At 63.0% G+C, this 13,258-nt stretch carries 17 protein-coding genes; 6 read left to right on the top strand and 11 right to left on the bottom strand.

Annotation, left to right across the window (positions count from 1 at the left end):
* Nucleotides 1–8 precede the first annotated feature (8 nt).
* The 10 genes from AC1DZP_RS02050 to AC1DZP_RS02005 form a co-directional block, all read right to left on the bottom strand.
* A complete protein-coding gene (locus AC1DZP_RS02050) occupies nt 9–998 on the bottom strand; it encodes a sugar phosphate isomerase/epimerase family protein (protein ID WP_477299964.1) in 990 nt (329 codons plus the stop codon).
* Between the two features lie 197 nt (nt 999–1,195).
* Complete coding sequence (locus AC1DZP_RS02045) at nt 1,196–2,107, bottom strand: anti-sigma factor family protein (protein ID WP_477299963.1); 912 nt, start codon at nt 2,105–2,107, stop codon at nt 1,196–1,198.
* On the bottom strand, nt 2,104–2,643 hold the full coding sequence (locus AC1DZP_RS02040) for a sigma-70 family RNA polymerase sigma factor (RefSeq protein WP_095089628.1): 540 nt from the start codon (nt 2,641–2,643) through the stop codon (nt 2,104–2,106). The genes AC1DZP_RS02045 and AC1DZP_RS02040 overlap by 4 nt, the downstream gene beginning before the upstream one ends.
* Before the next feature lie 46 nt (nt 2,644–2,689).
* Nucleotides 2,690–2,890 (bottom strand): plastocyanin/azurin family copper-binding protein, encoded by a 201-nt coding sequence (locus tag AC1DZP_RS02035; RefSeq protein WP_477299962.1) that lies wholly within the window; start codon nt 2,888–2,890, stop codon nt 2,690–2,692.
* 149 nt (nt 2,891–3,039) lie between these two features.
* A complete protein-coding gene (locus AC1DZP_RS02030) occupies nt 3,040–4,245 on the bottom strand; it encodes an aminotransferase class V-fold PLP-dependent enzyme (protein ID WP_477299961.1) in 1,206 nt (401 codons plus the stop codon).
* 23 nt (nt 4,246–4,268) lie between these two features.
* A complete protein-coding gene (locus AC1DZP_RS02025; RefSeq protein ID WP_095089405.1) occupies nt 4,269–4,730 on the bottom strand; it encodes a RidA family protein in 462 nt (153 codons plus the stop codon).
* Between the two features lie 36 nt (nt 4,731–4,766).
* A complete protein-coding gene (locus AC1DZP_RS02020; RefSeq protein WP_477299960.1) occupies nt 4,767–5,561 on the bottom strand; it encodes an amino acid ABC transporter ATP-binding protein in 795 nt (264 codons plus the stop codon).
* 2 nt (nt 5,562–5,563) lie between these two features.
* Nucleotides 5,564–6,214 carry an amino acid ABC transporter permease gene (locus AC1DZP_RS02015; protein ID WP_457152375.1) on the bottom strand — a complete coding sequence of 217 codons (651 nt, stop codon included), beginning with the start codon at nt 6,212–6,214 and terminating at the stop codon, nt 5,564–5,566.
* 1 nt (nt 6,215) lies between these two features.
* Nucleotides 6,216–6,881 carry an amino acid ABC transporter permease gene (locus AC1DZP_RS02010; protein ID WP_095089401.1) on the bottom strand — a complete coding sequence of 222 codons (666 nt, stop codon included), beginning with the start codon at nt 6,879–6,881 and terminating at the stop codon, nt 6,216–6,218.
* Nucleotides 6,882–6,958: 77 nt separating this feature from the next.
* Nucleotides 6,959–7,831: a transporter substrate-binding domain-containing protein gene (locus tag AC1DZP_RS02005; protein WP_095089400.1), complete on the bottom strand. Its 873-nt coding sequence runs from the start codon at nt 7,829–7,831 to the stop codon at nt 6,959–6,961.
* A 130-nt stretch (nt 7,832–7,961) separates the two neighbouring features.
* On the opposite strand from AC1DZP_RS02005, the gene AC1DZP_RS02000 reads away from it, so the two are divergent.
* Nucleotides 7,962–8,750: an IclR family transcriptional regulator gene (locus AC1DZP_RS02000; RefSeq protein ID WP_095089399.1), complete on the top strand. Its 789-nt coding sequence runs from the start codon at nt 7,962–7,964 to the stop codon at nt 8,748–8,750.
* A gap of 35 nt (nt 8,751–8,785) precedes the next feature.
* Here the strand turns inward: AC1DZP_RS02000 and AC1DZP_RS01995 are convergent, their stop codons facing one another.
* Nucleotides 8,786–8,989, bottom strand: coding sequence for a YdcH family protein (locus tag AC1DZP_RS01995; protein ID WP_095089397.1), 204 nt, complete (start codon nt 8,987–8,989; stop codon nt 8,786–8,788).
* Nucleotides 8,990–9,230: 241 nt separating this feature from the next.
* Between AC1DZP_RS01995 and AC1DZP_RS01990 the strand changes: the two genes are divergently transcribed.
* From AC1DZP_RS01990 to AC1DZP_RS01970, 5 genes are all read left to right on the top strand, one after another.
* Complete coding sequence (locus AC1DZP_RS01990; protein WP_027023510.1) at nt 9,231–9,410, top strand: YdcH family protein; 180 nt, start codon at nt 9,231–9,233, stop codon at nt 9,408–9,410.
* A gap of 317 nt (nt 9,411–9,727) precedes the next feature.
* Entirely contained in the window at nt 9,728–10,978 is a 1,251-nt protein-coding gene (gene ispG / locus AC1DZP_RS01985; RefSeq protein WP_477299959.1) for a flavodoxin-dependent (E)-4-hydroxy-3-methylbut-2-enyl-diphosphate synthase, read from the top strand.
* Between the two features lie 5 nt (nt 10,979–10,983).
* Nucleotides 10,984–11,838: a transglycosylase SLT domain-containing protein gene (locus tag AC1DZP_RS01980; RefSeq protein ID WP_477299958.1), complete on the top strand. Its 855-nt coding sequence runs from the start codon at nt 10,984–10,986 to the stop codon at nt 11,836–11,838.
* 48 nt (nt 11,839–11,886) lie between these two features.
* Complete coding sequence (locus tag AC1DZP_RS01975) at nt 11,887–12,438, top strand: chloramphenicol phosphotransferase CPT family protein (protein WP_477299957.1); 552 nt, start codon at nt 11,887–11,889, stop codon at nt 12,436–12,438.
* Between the two features lie 60 nt (nt 12,439–12,498).
* Nucleotides 12,499–13,251 (top strand): Stf0 family sulfotransferase, encoded by a 753-nt coding sequence (locus tag AC1DZP_RS01970; RefSeq protein WP_477299956.1) that lies wholly within the window; start codon nt 12,499–12,501, stop codon nt 13,249–13,251.
* The last annotated feature ends 7 nt before the right edge of the window (nt 13,252–13,258 follow it).

Genomic DNA, 13,258 nt, shown 5'->3' with positions numbered 1-13,258 from the left:
CCCCCTCGTCATACGTCAGGCCCGAGCATGATTTCCTGGATGATGGCCTGCGAGGTCACCGCGTCCTGGCACTCGATGGCGGCGGACAGCCGGTTGTCCTGGTCGATCCGGTCGACGACCCGCAGCATGCGCTTGACGGTGGCAATATTGACCTCGCACTCATGCACCGGATCGAGACCCGTCATGTCGGGGAAGGTGTCGAAATAGATAGCGCCGGCGTAGCCGTCTCTGCGGATTTGCCGGAGCAGTTCGATGGTCTGCAGCGTATGCACGGCGCCGACCATCAGGCCGTCGTCGCGTTTGGCGTAGCCGTCATTGAGATGCACGCCGAGCAGCTTGCTGTGGCGCGCCACCAGGGCGGCGGCGAAGGCCGGCTGCTCGTCGGCGTAGAGCACATGGGCGAAATCGAGCGTGACGCCGAGATTGGGCAGTCCGACATCGCGGATTGCCAGCAAGGTCGTCGCCGCATCCGGCATCAGGCTGTAGGAGCGCGGCTCGTTTGGCTTGTACTCCAGGCTGATCTGGCAGCCGGGGTCATGCGCGGCTACTTCACGAATTCCGTCAATTTCGTGTTTCCAGAGTGTCGCATAGTCGGCCTGGAAGGCGTAATCGAAGCCATCCTGTCCGAGCCACAGCGTCATCAGGCTGGCGCCGGCCTCGCGCACGGCGTCGATGCCGGCCTTGGTCAGGTCGATGGCTTCGCGGCGTACCGCCGGATCCGGATTGGTGAAGGCGCCGAGCTTGAAGGCCGGGTTGGAGTAATAGCGCATGGCGAAGCCATTAATGGAAAGGCCAAGATTGCCCAGGTTTCGCGCGATTCCAGCGGGCCCTCCGCTGACATGGTCGGGGAAATTCAAATCGAGGTCGGTCAACCCGGCAACCTTCGCGGCGCGCGCGGCCATCTGCATCAGCGACGGCTTGCCGGTGAGGTGAGGCCATTCGGCCTGTGGCCGTGAGGCAAAGGAATTCAGGCGCGTGGCGAAACGATTGGCTGTCATGATCGACCCTTCAACACTCATAACTTCACACAAGTAAAGATATTTGTAAAGTTATTGGTGCGAAAACGGTCAGGCCGCAATCCCGGCCCGGCCGAGCCGCACAAGCGCGCGCCGGTAAGCGGCGATTTCTTGACTGGCGCCGTGGGTTGGAGAACCTGTCAGGGCGACGGCGGGATCAGTGACGAGGCTGGACCTCCTCACACCGCCGCCTTGCGGAAGCGGGCGACGAAGTCGTCGAGTTCGGGGCGCTCCATGTCGGAGATCGCCCAGTAGGAGAACGCGCCGTCGCTCCAGTGCACCAGCGAGAAGCCGCCTGACGAGAGATCGTCAGGTGCTGTGGTGCCGCCGCCTTGCTGCGGTTCGGCGACCAGCGTGATCAGATGCTCGCGGTGGCGGTAGACCAGCGCCGGTACCGGCCGGCCGGCGATCACCTCGACCCGACCGCCGATCAATGCGTAGCCATCCTGGGCGAGGTCCGGCGCCGGCGGCGACACGCCGATCCGAGCATCTAGCCACGGCTTCACCGTGTGGCGGTCGGACGAGACGATGTCGATCGGGCTCGCCGCAAGCAGGCTGCGGCGATGGCCGCTGGCGACCGCCGCGGCAAAGCTGTCGGACGCGCTGTTGACCATCACCCATTGTGTCGCGCCGCTTGCCAGCACGGCGCTGATCATGATCGACGCTGCCATGGCACGCCAGTCGAACGAGCCGAAGCGGCGTGCCCTAGGCAGGACCCGCGTCTGCGACGGGCGTGTCTCGGCGTTTCGCCTCTGGCCTCCGCCGGTCGGGATAATCAACCCCGGTTGCGCCGGCGGCGCGCCCTGCTGCGGCTCCGCCGGCTCGTCTTGCGTCTGTTGTGCCGTGGCTGCAACGCCGATCGCCGCGATGCGGGCCTGAAAGGCATCGCTGACATCGGGGCGCGGCAAGCGGTTCACCGCCGCATGCAAGGCGACGATGCGAGCGTGTTCGGCGGCAAGCTGCGGGTCGGCGGCGATGCGCCGCTCCACCGCCAGCGCCGCGGCCGCGTCGAGCTCGCCATCAATGAGGGCATGGATCATCAGCCTGATACCTTCGGGATCGTTGGGCAGTCCGTCGTCATGGTTGGTCATGGCGCTCTCCCCAGTTCAGACACAAGCAGGCCGCGGGCACGGGCCAGCCGCGACATGACGGTGCCCATCGGCACGCCGAGCATCGCCGCTATCTCGCGATAGCTGAGGCCGTTGATATCGCGCAGCACCAGCGTCTCGCGAAACGGCTGCGGCAGTGCCGCGATCGCCGCTTCCAGTGCCGCCGTGTCGGCCCTGGCGATCAGGCTCGCCTCCGGACCGTCTTCGTCCGGCAGCCTGGTACCGTGCGCCGCTGCCATCTCGTCGAGATCGCCGAGGTCGCCGACGGCCAGCATGGCGCGCGGCCGGTTGCGCGACATCCAGGTGTAGGCGGTGTTGCGCACGATGGTCAGCAGCCAGGCGCGGGCATTGCCGCCGGCATAACCGGCAATGCCGGCATGTGCTTTCACGCAGGCTTCCTGCACAACATCCTCGGCATCGGCGGCATTGCCGGTCAGCCAGCGGGCGAGCGCAAGCGCATCGCCGAGATGGGGCAGCACCACCTCACCGAAGCGCTCGGCCAGGGCCTTCTCGCTCAACACCGCAGCATGATCCGGCACTCCGGGAAGGTTCTGCCATGCGCCCTCAAGGCGCGACGGTGATCTTGCCCTGCATGTGCGGGTGGAGCCCGCAGAAATAGGCAAAGTCGCCTGCTTTGGTGAAGGTGAATTCATATGTGTCACCGGTGTCAAGCGCCTTGGGGGAGGGTCTGACGACGATCATGCGCTCCGGCGCGAGACGACAGCTGGTGCCATGGTCGCTGTCATCCTCGCAATGATGGGGCATGTCAGGCTCCTCAACGCCTGCAACGGCGTATGTCGAGGAGACTTGTTCCAGTGACGGTTTATTCCCGCCGGGTGCAAATGCGGCTGTTCACAGTCGCGTGATCAGCCGGTCGTAGCCGGTGCATTTTTGGATGTATGTCGGTTTGGCGCTCAATCCGGCCAGCGCAAAGAGCCGGACGAATCCTTGCGGGCTGGCTTCATGGCGTCGACGGGCCGGTCGGCCGCGGTCAATACGGCTCGCAGCCGTTCGGCAACGATCTCCGCTTCGCCGGGATGCAGATTGCACGGGTCGAGGAAGAAATGGCCGCGTTCCACCTCGTGGTTGCGCACAATGATGGGCGGCGGGCCTGCGGCCAGAGCCGAGGCGAGGCCGGCGGCGGTGAACCGGCTCTCGGGCGACACGAAGATCTGCAGCCGGTCGAGCGGATTGGCGGTCGGATCAGGGATTATCTGCGCGACGATGCCCGGCAGGCCCTGCAACGTGTCCTTCCACAGGTTGAGGGCTGCTTCTTCACGCCGGCGGATGCCGGCATGGTCCCGCTTTTCCCAGGCTTCCAGTGCCGCCATGGTGCCGGCGATGCTTTCCTTGCCGACCTTCATGGCGCGTGCGACGCCACGGTTCTGCAGATAGGCGGCGCGCACCAGATCCTTGCGCCCGGTGACGATGCCGCTGGTCGGCCCGCTGAGGAATTTGTGTCCGCTGTAGATGACTATGTCGGCGCCGCGCTCCAGGAAGCCGCGCAGATCATATTCGGAAGCCGCGTCGACAATCACCGGGATGCCCTTGGCGTGGCAGATTTCGCAGAATTCCTCCAGCGACAGCATGCCGTACTGCACGGTGTGGTGCGCGACGACATAGAGGCCCGCCGCCGTGCGGTCGCGGATCGCGTCGCGCACATGATAGTCCTGGGTCACGCTGACCGTCCCGGCGGGAATGGTCCTTGCTCCGGCCAGCCGGATCGACTGGTCGATCGGCGCGCCGTAATTGACGATGTGACCGAGCTGGACGATGACTTCCGACTTGAGATCCTCTGTGTCGTCCGGCAGGCGCTCGATGGCGAGCAGGTTGGTTCCGGTCATCGCGCCGGCGATCGCCATGGTGATGCCGCTGGCACAGCAAGCGGTGATGAAACCGGCCTCGCCGCCGGTGAGGCGAGCCACGACCGTGCTTGCGGCGCGCTGCAGATCGTCCATCTCCACCCATTGCGAGGCCATTTCAGCCATGGCGCTGATCGCTTCCGGGACGATGATCGATGCGCCAAGCGCAGTCATAGTGCCGGAAACATTGATGATCGGGCGAAGGCCGAGCCGTTCGCGGATGGTGGTGTTGGAGCCGTCGGCGGAATAGGTGTTCATCTCTCGGATTCCATTTCTAAAGGTCAGGCGGCGATCTCGACAACCGCCTCGATTTCAACTGTGATATTTCCGGGCAAGGAGCCGACCCCGATCGCCGAGCGGGCATGACCGCCGATATTGTCGAAGACATCGGCGAACAGGTCGGAACAACCGTTGACCACCTTTGGGTGATCACTGAAGGTCGGTATCGCGTTGACGAAGCCGAGCAGCTTGACGATGCGCACGATGCGACCGAGGTCGCCGGCGGCTGCGTGCATGACGGCGAGGAGATTGAGGCCGGTGAGGCGGGCATGCTGATAGGCCTCCTCGACGGTGACATCGTCTCCCACCTTGCCGGTGAACAGCGTGCCGTCGGCCCGCAGCGGTCCTTGACCGGACAGGAAAATCAACCGCCCGCTTTCGGCATGGGTGACGAAGTTGGCGATCGGGGTCGGCGGCTCGGGCAGCGTCAAGCCGAGTTCGGCGAGCCGGATGTAGGGCGTCATCAAATGCTCCTTGCGAACAGCTTTCGCTGTCCAGTGTCAGAAATGCGAGGCGCGGAAGCGCGCCAGGAAAGTGCGGAGGCGCTCGTTGGTGGTCTCTGCCGCGAGAATCTCCTTCGGTGGGCCGACGGCGCTGACGCCACCATCGGCCATGAAGACGATGCGGCTCGAAGCATCGCGGGCGAAGGCCATCTCATGTGTCACCATCAGCATGGTCATGCCGTCCTCAGCGAGGCTGCGCACGACGGCCAGCACTTCGCCGACGAGTTCGGGATCGAGCGCCGAGGTAATCTCGTCAAGCAGCAGGATCTTCGGCTCCATAGCCACGGCGCGCGCAATACCGACGCGCTGCTGCTGGCCGCCTGACAGTTCGGCGGGGAGGCTGTCGGCCTTGTGGGCGAGGCCGACGCGGCCGAGCCAGTGCTCGGCGATCGAGCGCGCCTCGGCTTCGCTTTTTCCACGCACCTTGCGCAGCCCGAGCATGATGTTGCCGGCCGCCGTCAGGTGCGGAAACAGGTTGAAGCTCTGGAACACCATCCCGGTTTCGGCACGCATCGCGGCGAGATCGCGTTCGCTGCGGCGCTCACGGGTTCCCGGGTCGCGAAAGCCCACCTCCTTGCCGTCGATGCGGATCGAGCCGCTGTCGTAGCTTTCCAGGAAGTTGACGCAACGCAGCAGCGTCGTCTTGCCGCTGCCCGAGGGGCCGATGACCGTCACCACCTCGCCGCGCGCCACCTCCAGGCTGACCGAACGCAGGACCTGGACGGCGCCAAAGGATTTGGAAACGTCGCGGACGTCGAGAAGGGCCGGGGTGTCGTTCGAACTTGTGGACATTGCTATTCCCGGATGAAGGAGAAACGCCGTTCGAGCCGCCGGCTGGCGAGCGAAAGGGCATAGTTGACCGCGAAGTAGATGAGCGCACCGAGGATGTAGAGCGGCATGGCCTCGTAGGTGCGGCCGATGACCTGGTTGATGGCCTGCATCAGGTCGGTGATGCCGAGCAGCGACACCAGTGCGCTGCCCTTGACCGCATCGGTGACGCCGTTGATCCAGGGTGGCAGAAAGCGCCTGAACGCCTGCGGGAAGATGACGTAAGCCAAGCGCTGGCGAAAGGTCAGCCCGATCGCCATCGCCGCTTCCGACTGCCCTTTCGGGATCGAGCCGACCGCACCCCTGAGATACTCGATGACCTGCGCCGTTTTGAACAAAGTGAGAGCAAGCACGGCGGCCCAGAACGACGGCAGATGAAGCCCGATCGCGGGCAGGCCGTAATAGACGAAGAACATCAGCACCAGGATTGGAATGCCGCGGATCGTGTCGCTGAAGATGCGCACCGCCAAGCGCAGCGGCGCGGGACCATAAACCAGGCCGACGCCGAGCAGGACGCCGGCGATGAGCGACAGGACCACGACCAGCAGCGACACCCACAAGGTCAAGGCGAAGCCCTGGGCGAGGAACGGTAAGGCATAGGCGATCTGGGTGAGCATGTCAGCGCGCCGCCCGGAATCGGCGCTCGACGAGTCGTAACCCGAAAAGCAGCGCATAGCCGGTCAACAGGTACATCGCCGTCGTCACCAGGTAGACCTCGACGATGCGGAAGGTGTTGAAATTGATCCACTGGGCGCCGTAGGTGAGCTCCGGCACCGAAATGACCGAGGCTATCGAAGTGTCCTTGAACAGCGAGATGAAGGTGTTGGACAGCGCCGGCAAGGTGATGCGCAGCATGGTCGGCAGGCGCACATGGACCAGTCGCTGCCATGGCGTCAGGCCAATCGCCTTGCCGGCGTCAAGCTGCCCACGTGGGACGGCTTCGAGCCCGGAGCGGAACACCTCGACCAGATACGCGCCGCTATACACCGACAGCGTCAAGATGAACGAGGTCGGGGCGCTGTAGGCAAGATCGACCACCGTCGGCAGGCCGTAGAACACCAGATAGACGAGCAGGATCAGCGGCACATTGCGGATGAATTCGACGTAGGCGGCGATGATTGTACGCACCACGCGCCCGGCCGAAACGTACCAGACCGCCAGAACCAGGCCGATGACGATGCCGATGGCAATCGAGATGATGGCCAGTTCGAGGCTGAGCAGCAGTCCGCCCCACAGCTTGTCGAAATGCCGCCAGATCAGGTTGAAATTCAGGGCATAGCCCATGCGTCAGCCTCAGTGCGAAGGGCCGTCGAGGAGAAGCTGGCGGAAGGGCGCTGAATGCCGCCCTTCCGCCAAATGGATCAGATAACCGGAAAACCGGGATGGCGAGCCGGCGGCTCCTGTCCGAAGTAATCCTTGAACGCTGCGTCGTAGAGCGCCGTTTCGTGACCGAACATGGCGATGGTGAAAGTCTGATTGACGAAGGTCAGCCAGTCGAGATCGCCTTGCCGGAGTGCCGCACCGTACAGCATCGAGAACCAGCTCTTGCCGGCGTCGAAGTATTTGTCCGGATTGCGCGAGGCAAGCCAACGCACGGTCGAAAGATCGACCGCGGCAGCGTCGACGCGCTTGGCTTCCAGTGCTTGCAACACGTTGGCCTGGGTGTCGATCTGCATCACTTGCGACTGCGGCAGAGCTATGTGCACCGATGCTTCGGCATCGACGTTCTGCAAGATGGAGACGCGTGTCGCCGAACCAGCGGCAAGCAATTTGTCGAAAGTCTTGTTCTCGGCGGTGGGAAGGGTCAGCAGCGCGACGCCTTCGACATAGTAAGGCCGGGAAAAGTTGATGAGCTGCGAGCGCTGGGCGCTCATCGTCATGAACTGGATGGTGATGTCGACCTTGTTGGTAGTGACGTTCGGAATGCGCTGCGCCGGATCCTGCATGACGAACTCGACCTTGGTCGGATCGTCGAAAAGGCCCTTGGCAAGGATACGTCCCATGGTGATGTCCATGCCGACCAGTTCGCCGGCATCGTTTTCGAAGTGCCAGGGCGCATTGGTGCTGCCAGTGCCGACAATCAGCTTGCCGCGGTCGAGCACGGTGCGCAGCAGGCTGTCGGATGCTGCCTGAGCGGCAGCCTTCTGGGCATCGACGGTTGCAAGCACGCCAGCCGTGGCCAGTCCCGCCATTCCAAATTTCAGAAAATCACGTCTTCCGGATGTGTCGTTCACGGCGACCTCCTTTCGTGTTGTGTTCCCCTATGCACAGGAAATTCACGCATCGTCGATTTTCACAGCGATTGTCTCTTACAAGAGACGTATGTATCCTGTACAAGACAGATACTAGCATCAGGAATCGACAATGCAAGACGGCAATGCCCCAGCAGTTTCAGCCGACGAGAAGATTTCGGGCTCCCGCGAAAAAGGCCTCAACCGGGTGCTCGAGATCCTGGAATTTCTGCACACGACGCAGCGCGCGATCGGCATTGGCGATCTTGCCAAGGGGGTGAACGCACCCCGCTCGACGACCTACACGCTTGTGCGGTCGCTGGTGGATGCCGGCCTGCTGGAAATGGCCGGCGACGGCAATCGCGTCTATTTCGGCAAGAAGCTCTATCTCTACGGAATGGATTATGTGCGGGGCAACGACCTCTTGAGGCGCGGGCGCCAGGAGGTCGACAATCTGTCGCGCGAAACGGGCGAGACCTCGGAACTGTGTATGCTGCAGAGTGGCCGCTATACGATCGTCCATTCAAGCCCGGGCACCAGGCCGTTCCGCATCAGCTCCGCCACCGGCCTGCAGATACCGCTGCCCTGGACCGCTTCGGGACGGCTGCTGCTGGCGGGCTTCCAACAGGCCCAGATCGAAGACATGGTGTCCGAAGACGATCTCGTCCTGCCGGACGGTCGCAGATTGCTTCTCAACGACTTCATCGCCGACATAGCGAAGGCCGAAGCCACAGGCTATTGCGTCACCTCGGGCCTTGTCGATGCCTATACGAAATGCCTCGCCGCGCCCGTCTTTTCAGGACCTGGCAAGGTCGAGGCGACGATGTGCCTGGTGGTTCCCATCGACACGTCCGAGGAGCGGACCGGCAGTCTCATCGGTCTGCTGCGCGACCGCGCCGCCAGGCTTTCGATCGCCGGATAGGCGCAAGCGATCGGGATCGACCCCGGCTCGCCGTCTCACGCAATGATGTCGGGGATGATCTTGTCTTCCAGCGCCATCAGCCGGTCCTTGAGGAACAGCTTCTTCTTTTTCATGCGCTGGATCTGCAGCGGGTCGCAGTTCGTGGCGATCATTGCGTTGATCGCCGCATCGAAATCGGCGTGTTCCTGCTTCAGCCGGGAAAATTCGAGGCGAATATCGGCCTGTTCCTGATCGGACATTCTCTACCGTCTGCACGTCTGCGGCGCCCAAAAACTGGGCCTGATTGGGCGGAACCGGCAACTTCTGCCGCTGGCGCGCAGCCCATATCACATTTCACATTGTCGTGGAATGCTACCACGGATCATTCGACATCGCGGCCGGATGGTGGCACAGTGTCATTGTGCCGTCACAGAAGCGAACCTGCGGTGGACGCGCCGTGACGGTTGCAATCGAGGAAAACCATGAAAGGGAGAACCAATCATGTCTCTTGCTTCCCATCTTGATGAGTTGCAGCGGAAACACGGCGACATCGAACGCGAGATCGATGACGCGATGAACCATCCGTCGGTGGACGACCTCGAAATCGTGAATCTGAAGCGACGCAAGCTGGCACTCAAGGACGAGATTGAAAAACTGAGAGCACAACCGACCACGCATTGATGCCCTCCTGATATAGACGATCACGATCCACGGCCTTTTTGCCGGCGGCAGCTGTCGCCGGTGTGGTGGATTTTGATTTCCAGCGCGGCGATCGCCCAGGCTGGACTTCCGTTCAGGTCAATTGTCGCTTCGGCCGTCGCCGGATCACCGATTGTTTTTGATCCCGGCGGCGAGCCAAATGCGGCCAGTGGCGACCTGTCGCCATTGACAAGCCATCTTTGCTCCTCCACCTCATGCCCGGACTTTAGCGCATCGGCCCGGGGCGTTTGTGCGTCCTAGCGGACGCATGGCGCTCCAGAGACAAAAGGCTGCCGGGCATGACCGGATATTTTTCCTCTCCCTTCCCCCGCCGCACCTCGGTCGGCGTCTATGTCGGCGGCGTGGTCGTCGGCGGCGGCGCGCCGGTTGTCGTGCAGTCGATGACCAACACCGATACGGCCGATGTCGACCAGACGGTTGCGCAAGTTGCGGCGCTGCACCGCGCCGGCTCCGAGATCGTGCGCATCACCGTCGATCGCGACGAGAGCGCTGCGGCCGTGCCGCGCATCCACGAAAGGCTGGCGCGGCTCGGCGTCGACGTTCCGCTGGTCGGCGATTTCCACTATATCGGCCACAAGCTTTTGGCCGACCATCCGGCCTGCGCCGAGGTGCTGGCCAAATACCGCATCAACCCGGGCAATGTCGGCTTCAAGGACAAGAAGGATCGGCAGTTCGCTGCCATCGTCGAGATGGCGATCAAATATGACAAGCCGGTGCGCATCGGCGTCAACTGGGGTTCGCTCGACCAGGAGCTTTTGACCCGGCTGATGGACGATAACCAGGCCAAGGGCTTTCCGCTGACGGCGCAGGAAGTGACGCGCGAGGCGATCGTGCAGTCGGCGATCCTGTCGGCCGAAATGGCGGAAGAGATCGGCCTTGGCCGTGAAAAAATCATCCTGTCGGCCAAGGTCAGCGGCGTGCAGGACCTGATCGCCGTCTATACCGAACTCGCTACCCGCTCCAACCACGCGCTGCATCTTGGCCTGACCGAGGCCGGTATGGGCTCGAAAGGTATCGTGGCCTCGTCCGCCGCCATGGGCATCCTTCTCCAGCAAGGCATCGGCGACACCATCCGCATCTCGCTGACGCCGGAGCCGAACGGCGACCGTACACGTGAGGTGCAGGTGTCGCAGGAACTGCTGCAGACGATGGGGTTCAGGCAGTTCGTGCCGATCGTCGCCGCTTGCCCCGGCTGCGGACGCACCACCTCCACGGTTTTCCAGGAACTTGCCCAGAACATCCAGGCGGATCTCAGGAAGAACATGCCGGTGTGGCGCGAAAAATATCCCGGCGTCGAGAACCTCAAGGTCGCGGTGATGGGTTGCATCGTCAACGGCCCGGGTGAGTCCAAGCATGCCGATATCGGCATTTCGCTGCCCGGCACCGGCGAGACGCCGACGGCGCCTGTCTTCGTCGACGGCAAGAAGGCAGCGACGCTGCGCGGGCCATCGATCGCGGCGGATTTCGAGAAAATGGTCGCAGACTATATCGAGCAACGGTTTGGTCGCGGCAAGGCTGCGGCCGAGTAGGCGCCATGCAGCGTTTCCTGTGGGTGGCGCTGATCTTGCTGTGCGGAGTGGGCTGGTCGACGCTGGTTCAGGCAGACCCACCGCAATCCGCCAAACAGCGGCTCATCGACAAGGTCTGCACCCTGATCCAGGCCCATGCCGACCAGAACGGCTTGCCCAGGGATTTCTTCGCCCGGCTGATCTGGAAGGAAAGCCGCTTCGATCCCAACGCCGTCAGTCCGGTCGGCGCCGAAGGCATCGCCCAGTTCATGCCGGGCACCGCCAAGATGCGCGGCCTTGCCAACTCCTTCGACATCAACCAGGCGATCCCTGCCTCGGCGAGATATCTCGCCGAGATGAAGGGTGCCTACGGCAATCTCGGCCTGGCGGCTGCCGCCTACAATGCCGGCGAAAGCCGGGTGTCGCGCTGGCTCGGTTCCGGCGGCTTCCTGCCGATGGAGACCGAGAGCTACGTATTCGACATCATGGGCGAGCCGGTCGATAAGTTCACCGATCCGGCCTATGCCGGAAAGGTCGAGCCGCTCGATCAGAAGGCGGATTTTGCAGTCGCTTGCCGCAGGCTGCCGGTGATCATGTCGCAGACCGTGGCGATGGCCTCGATCAACATAAAACCATGGGGCATCCAGGTGGCCGGCAACTTCCGCCGCAGCGCCGCGATCAGTCAGTGGCTGCGGGTGAGGGGCCGCTTCCCGGCCTTGCTCAGCGGCCATGATCCGGTGGTCAGCCGGGTGCGCACGCCAATCGGCCGGCGCGGCATCTACGCGGTCAGGATCGGTGTCGACGACCGCGCCGCCGCCAATGTCATCTGCCAGAAATTGCAAAGCGTCGGCGGAGCGTGCGTGGTGGTGCGCAACCGGTAGTCTGACCCGTGGCGGGCAAGATGTTCTGGCCGAAAAGGGGGCGATGACGTGAAAGCCAGCATCATCCTGCTCAATGGCGTCGGCAGTGCCGGCAAGAGCTCCATCGCAAAGGCGTTGCAACAGATCACTACCGCGCCCTTCCTGCATGTCCAGATGGACACTTTCATCGAGATGCTGCCCGACGCCTTGCAGGACCATGCGGATGGCTTTTCCTATGAGACCATCCGGCAGGACGGCAAGCCTGCGGTCGTGATCAGGACCGGACCGGTGGGAGCGCGGACCCTGCGCGGCATGCGCCACGCCATCGCCGCCATGGCTGGGCAAGGCAACAACCTCATCGTCGACGAGGTGCTTTGCAACGGCGAAATGTCCGAATATCTCGAACTGCTGTCGGCCTTCGACCTCCATGTGGTTGCTGTCCTGGCGCCGCTGGAGGTGCTGGAGGCGCGCGAAGCCCAGCGTGCCGATCGGCTGCCGGGCCTGGCGCGCTGGCAATATGGGCGCGTGCACGAGAACATTCGCTACGACCTCGAAGTCGACACAAGCGTGCTTACTCCGCTGGAGTGCGCCCGTCGCATCCAGCAAAGATTTCAGCTATAGCGCGACCATTCCTTGCCAGGGGCGACAGCCTTGCCACCGACGAACCGCGAGAGCCGTGACATGTTTGACGGATACATCATCTGCGGCACCCCGAGGACCGGAAGCACTTTGCTGTGCAAGCTTCTGGCGTCCACGAAGACGGCTGGCGATCCTCACTCATTCTATCGGCGGCAGGATGTGTCGGAGTGGGCCGAAGAGTGGGGCCTGCCCGGTCGCGACACGATGAGCGAGCTCGACTTCAATGCCGCCTATCTCAAGGCGGCGATCGTCAATGGCAGGGGTGGGACAGGCATTTTCGGTCTTCGTCTGATGCGGGAAAACCTAGATGAGCTTTCAGCGATCCTCGACCAGGTTTTCCCAAGACTTCCATCGGACAGAGCGCGGTTCGAGAAAGCATTCGGCCGTGTTCTCTACATGCATCTCTCGCGTGAGAACAAGCTTGCGCAGGCTGTCTCCCTGGTCAAGGCAGAGCAAACCGGTCTCTGGCATATTGCTCCCGACGGAACCGAGATCGAAAGGGTCGCACCCGCGAAAGAACCGCAATATGATTTCGAGCGGCTCAAACGTGAGGTCACGGAGCTCGAGGCCTATGATGCCGCCTGGAACATCTGGTTCGTAGAACAAGGCATAATCCCGCGGCGGCTTGGCTACGAGCGTCTTGCCGCCAACCCGGCCGCGACATTGCTAGACATCTGCGGAGCCTTGGGCGTTCAAGCGCCGATCGCCGATGACATAAAGCCAGGTGTTGCAAAGCTCGCTGACGAGACGAGCCTTGACTGGATGCGCCGCTATCATCTGGACGCCGCCGCCTGATATGCCG

Source organism: Mesorhizobium sp. P2_F8 (assembly GCF_056403655.1).
This window is presented reverse-complemented; position numbering and strand designations above follow the sequence as displayed.

Excerpts from the sequence above, each read along its gene's own strand:
- AC1DZP_RS02050 (WP_477299964.1), bottom strand. The coding sequence starts at position 998 with ATGACAGCCAATCGTTTCGCCACGCGCCTGAATTCCTTTGCCTCACGG.
- AC1DZP_RS02045 (WP_477299963.1), bottom strand. The coding sequence starts at position 2,107 with ATGACCAACCATGACGACGGACTGCCCAACGATCCCGAAGGTATCAGG.
- AC1DZP_RS02035 (WP_477299962.1), bottom strand. The coding sequence starts at position 2,890 with ATGCCCCATCATTGCGAGGATGACAGCGACCATGGCACCAGCTGTCGT.
- AC1DZP_RS02030 (WP_477299961.1), bottom strand. The coding sequence starts at position 4,245 with ATGAACACCTATTCCGCCGACGGCTCCAACACCACCATCCGCGAACGG.
- AC1DZP_RS02025 (WP_095089405.1), bottom strand. The coding sequence starts at position 4,730 with ATGACGCCCTACATCCGGCTCGCCGAACTCGGCTTGACGCTGCCCGAG.
- AC1DZP_RS02020 (WP_477299960.1), bottom strand. The coding sequence starts at position 5,561 with ATGTCCACAAGTTCGAACGACACCCCGGCCCTTCTCGACGTCCGCGAC.
- AC1DZP_RS02015 (WP_457152375.1), bottom strand. The coding sequence starts at position 6,214 with ATGCTCACCCAGATCGCCTATGCCTTACCGTTCCTCGCCCAGGGCTTC.
- AC1DZP_RS02010 (WP_095089401.1), bottom strand. The coding sequence starts at position 6,881 with ATGGGCTATGCCCTGAATTTCAACCTGATCTGGCGGCATTTCGACAAG.
- AC1DZP_RS02000 (WP_095089399.1), top strand. The coding sequence starts at position 7,962 with ATGCAAGACGGCAATGCCCCAGCAGTTTCAGCCGACGAGAAGATTTCG.
- AC1DZP_RS01995 (WP_095089397.1), bottom strand. The coding sequence starts at position 8,989 with ATGTCCGATCAGGAACAGGCCGATATTCGCCTCGAATTTTCCCGGCTG.
- AC1DZP_RS01990 (WP_027023510.1), top strand. The coding sequence starts at position 9,231 with ATGTCTCTTGCTTCCCATCTTGATGAGTTGCAGCGGAAACACGGCGAC.
- ispG (WP_477299959.1), top strand. The coding sequence starts at position 9,728 with ATGACCGGATATTTTTCCTCTCCCTTCCCCCGCCGCACCTCGGTCGGC.
- AC1DZP_RS01980 (WP_477299958.1), top strand. The coding sequence starts at position 10,984 with ATGCAGCGTTTCCTGTGGGTGGCGCTGATCTTGCTGTGCGGAGTGGGC.
- AC1DZP_RS01970 (WP_477299956.1), top strand. The coding sequence starts at position 12,499 with ATGTTTGACGGATACATCATCTGCGGCACCCCGAGGACCGGAAGCACT.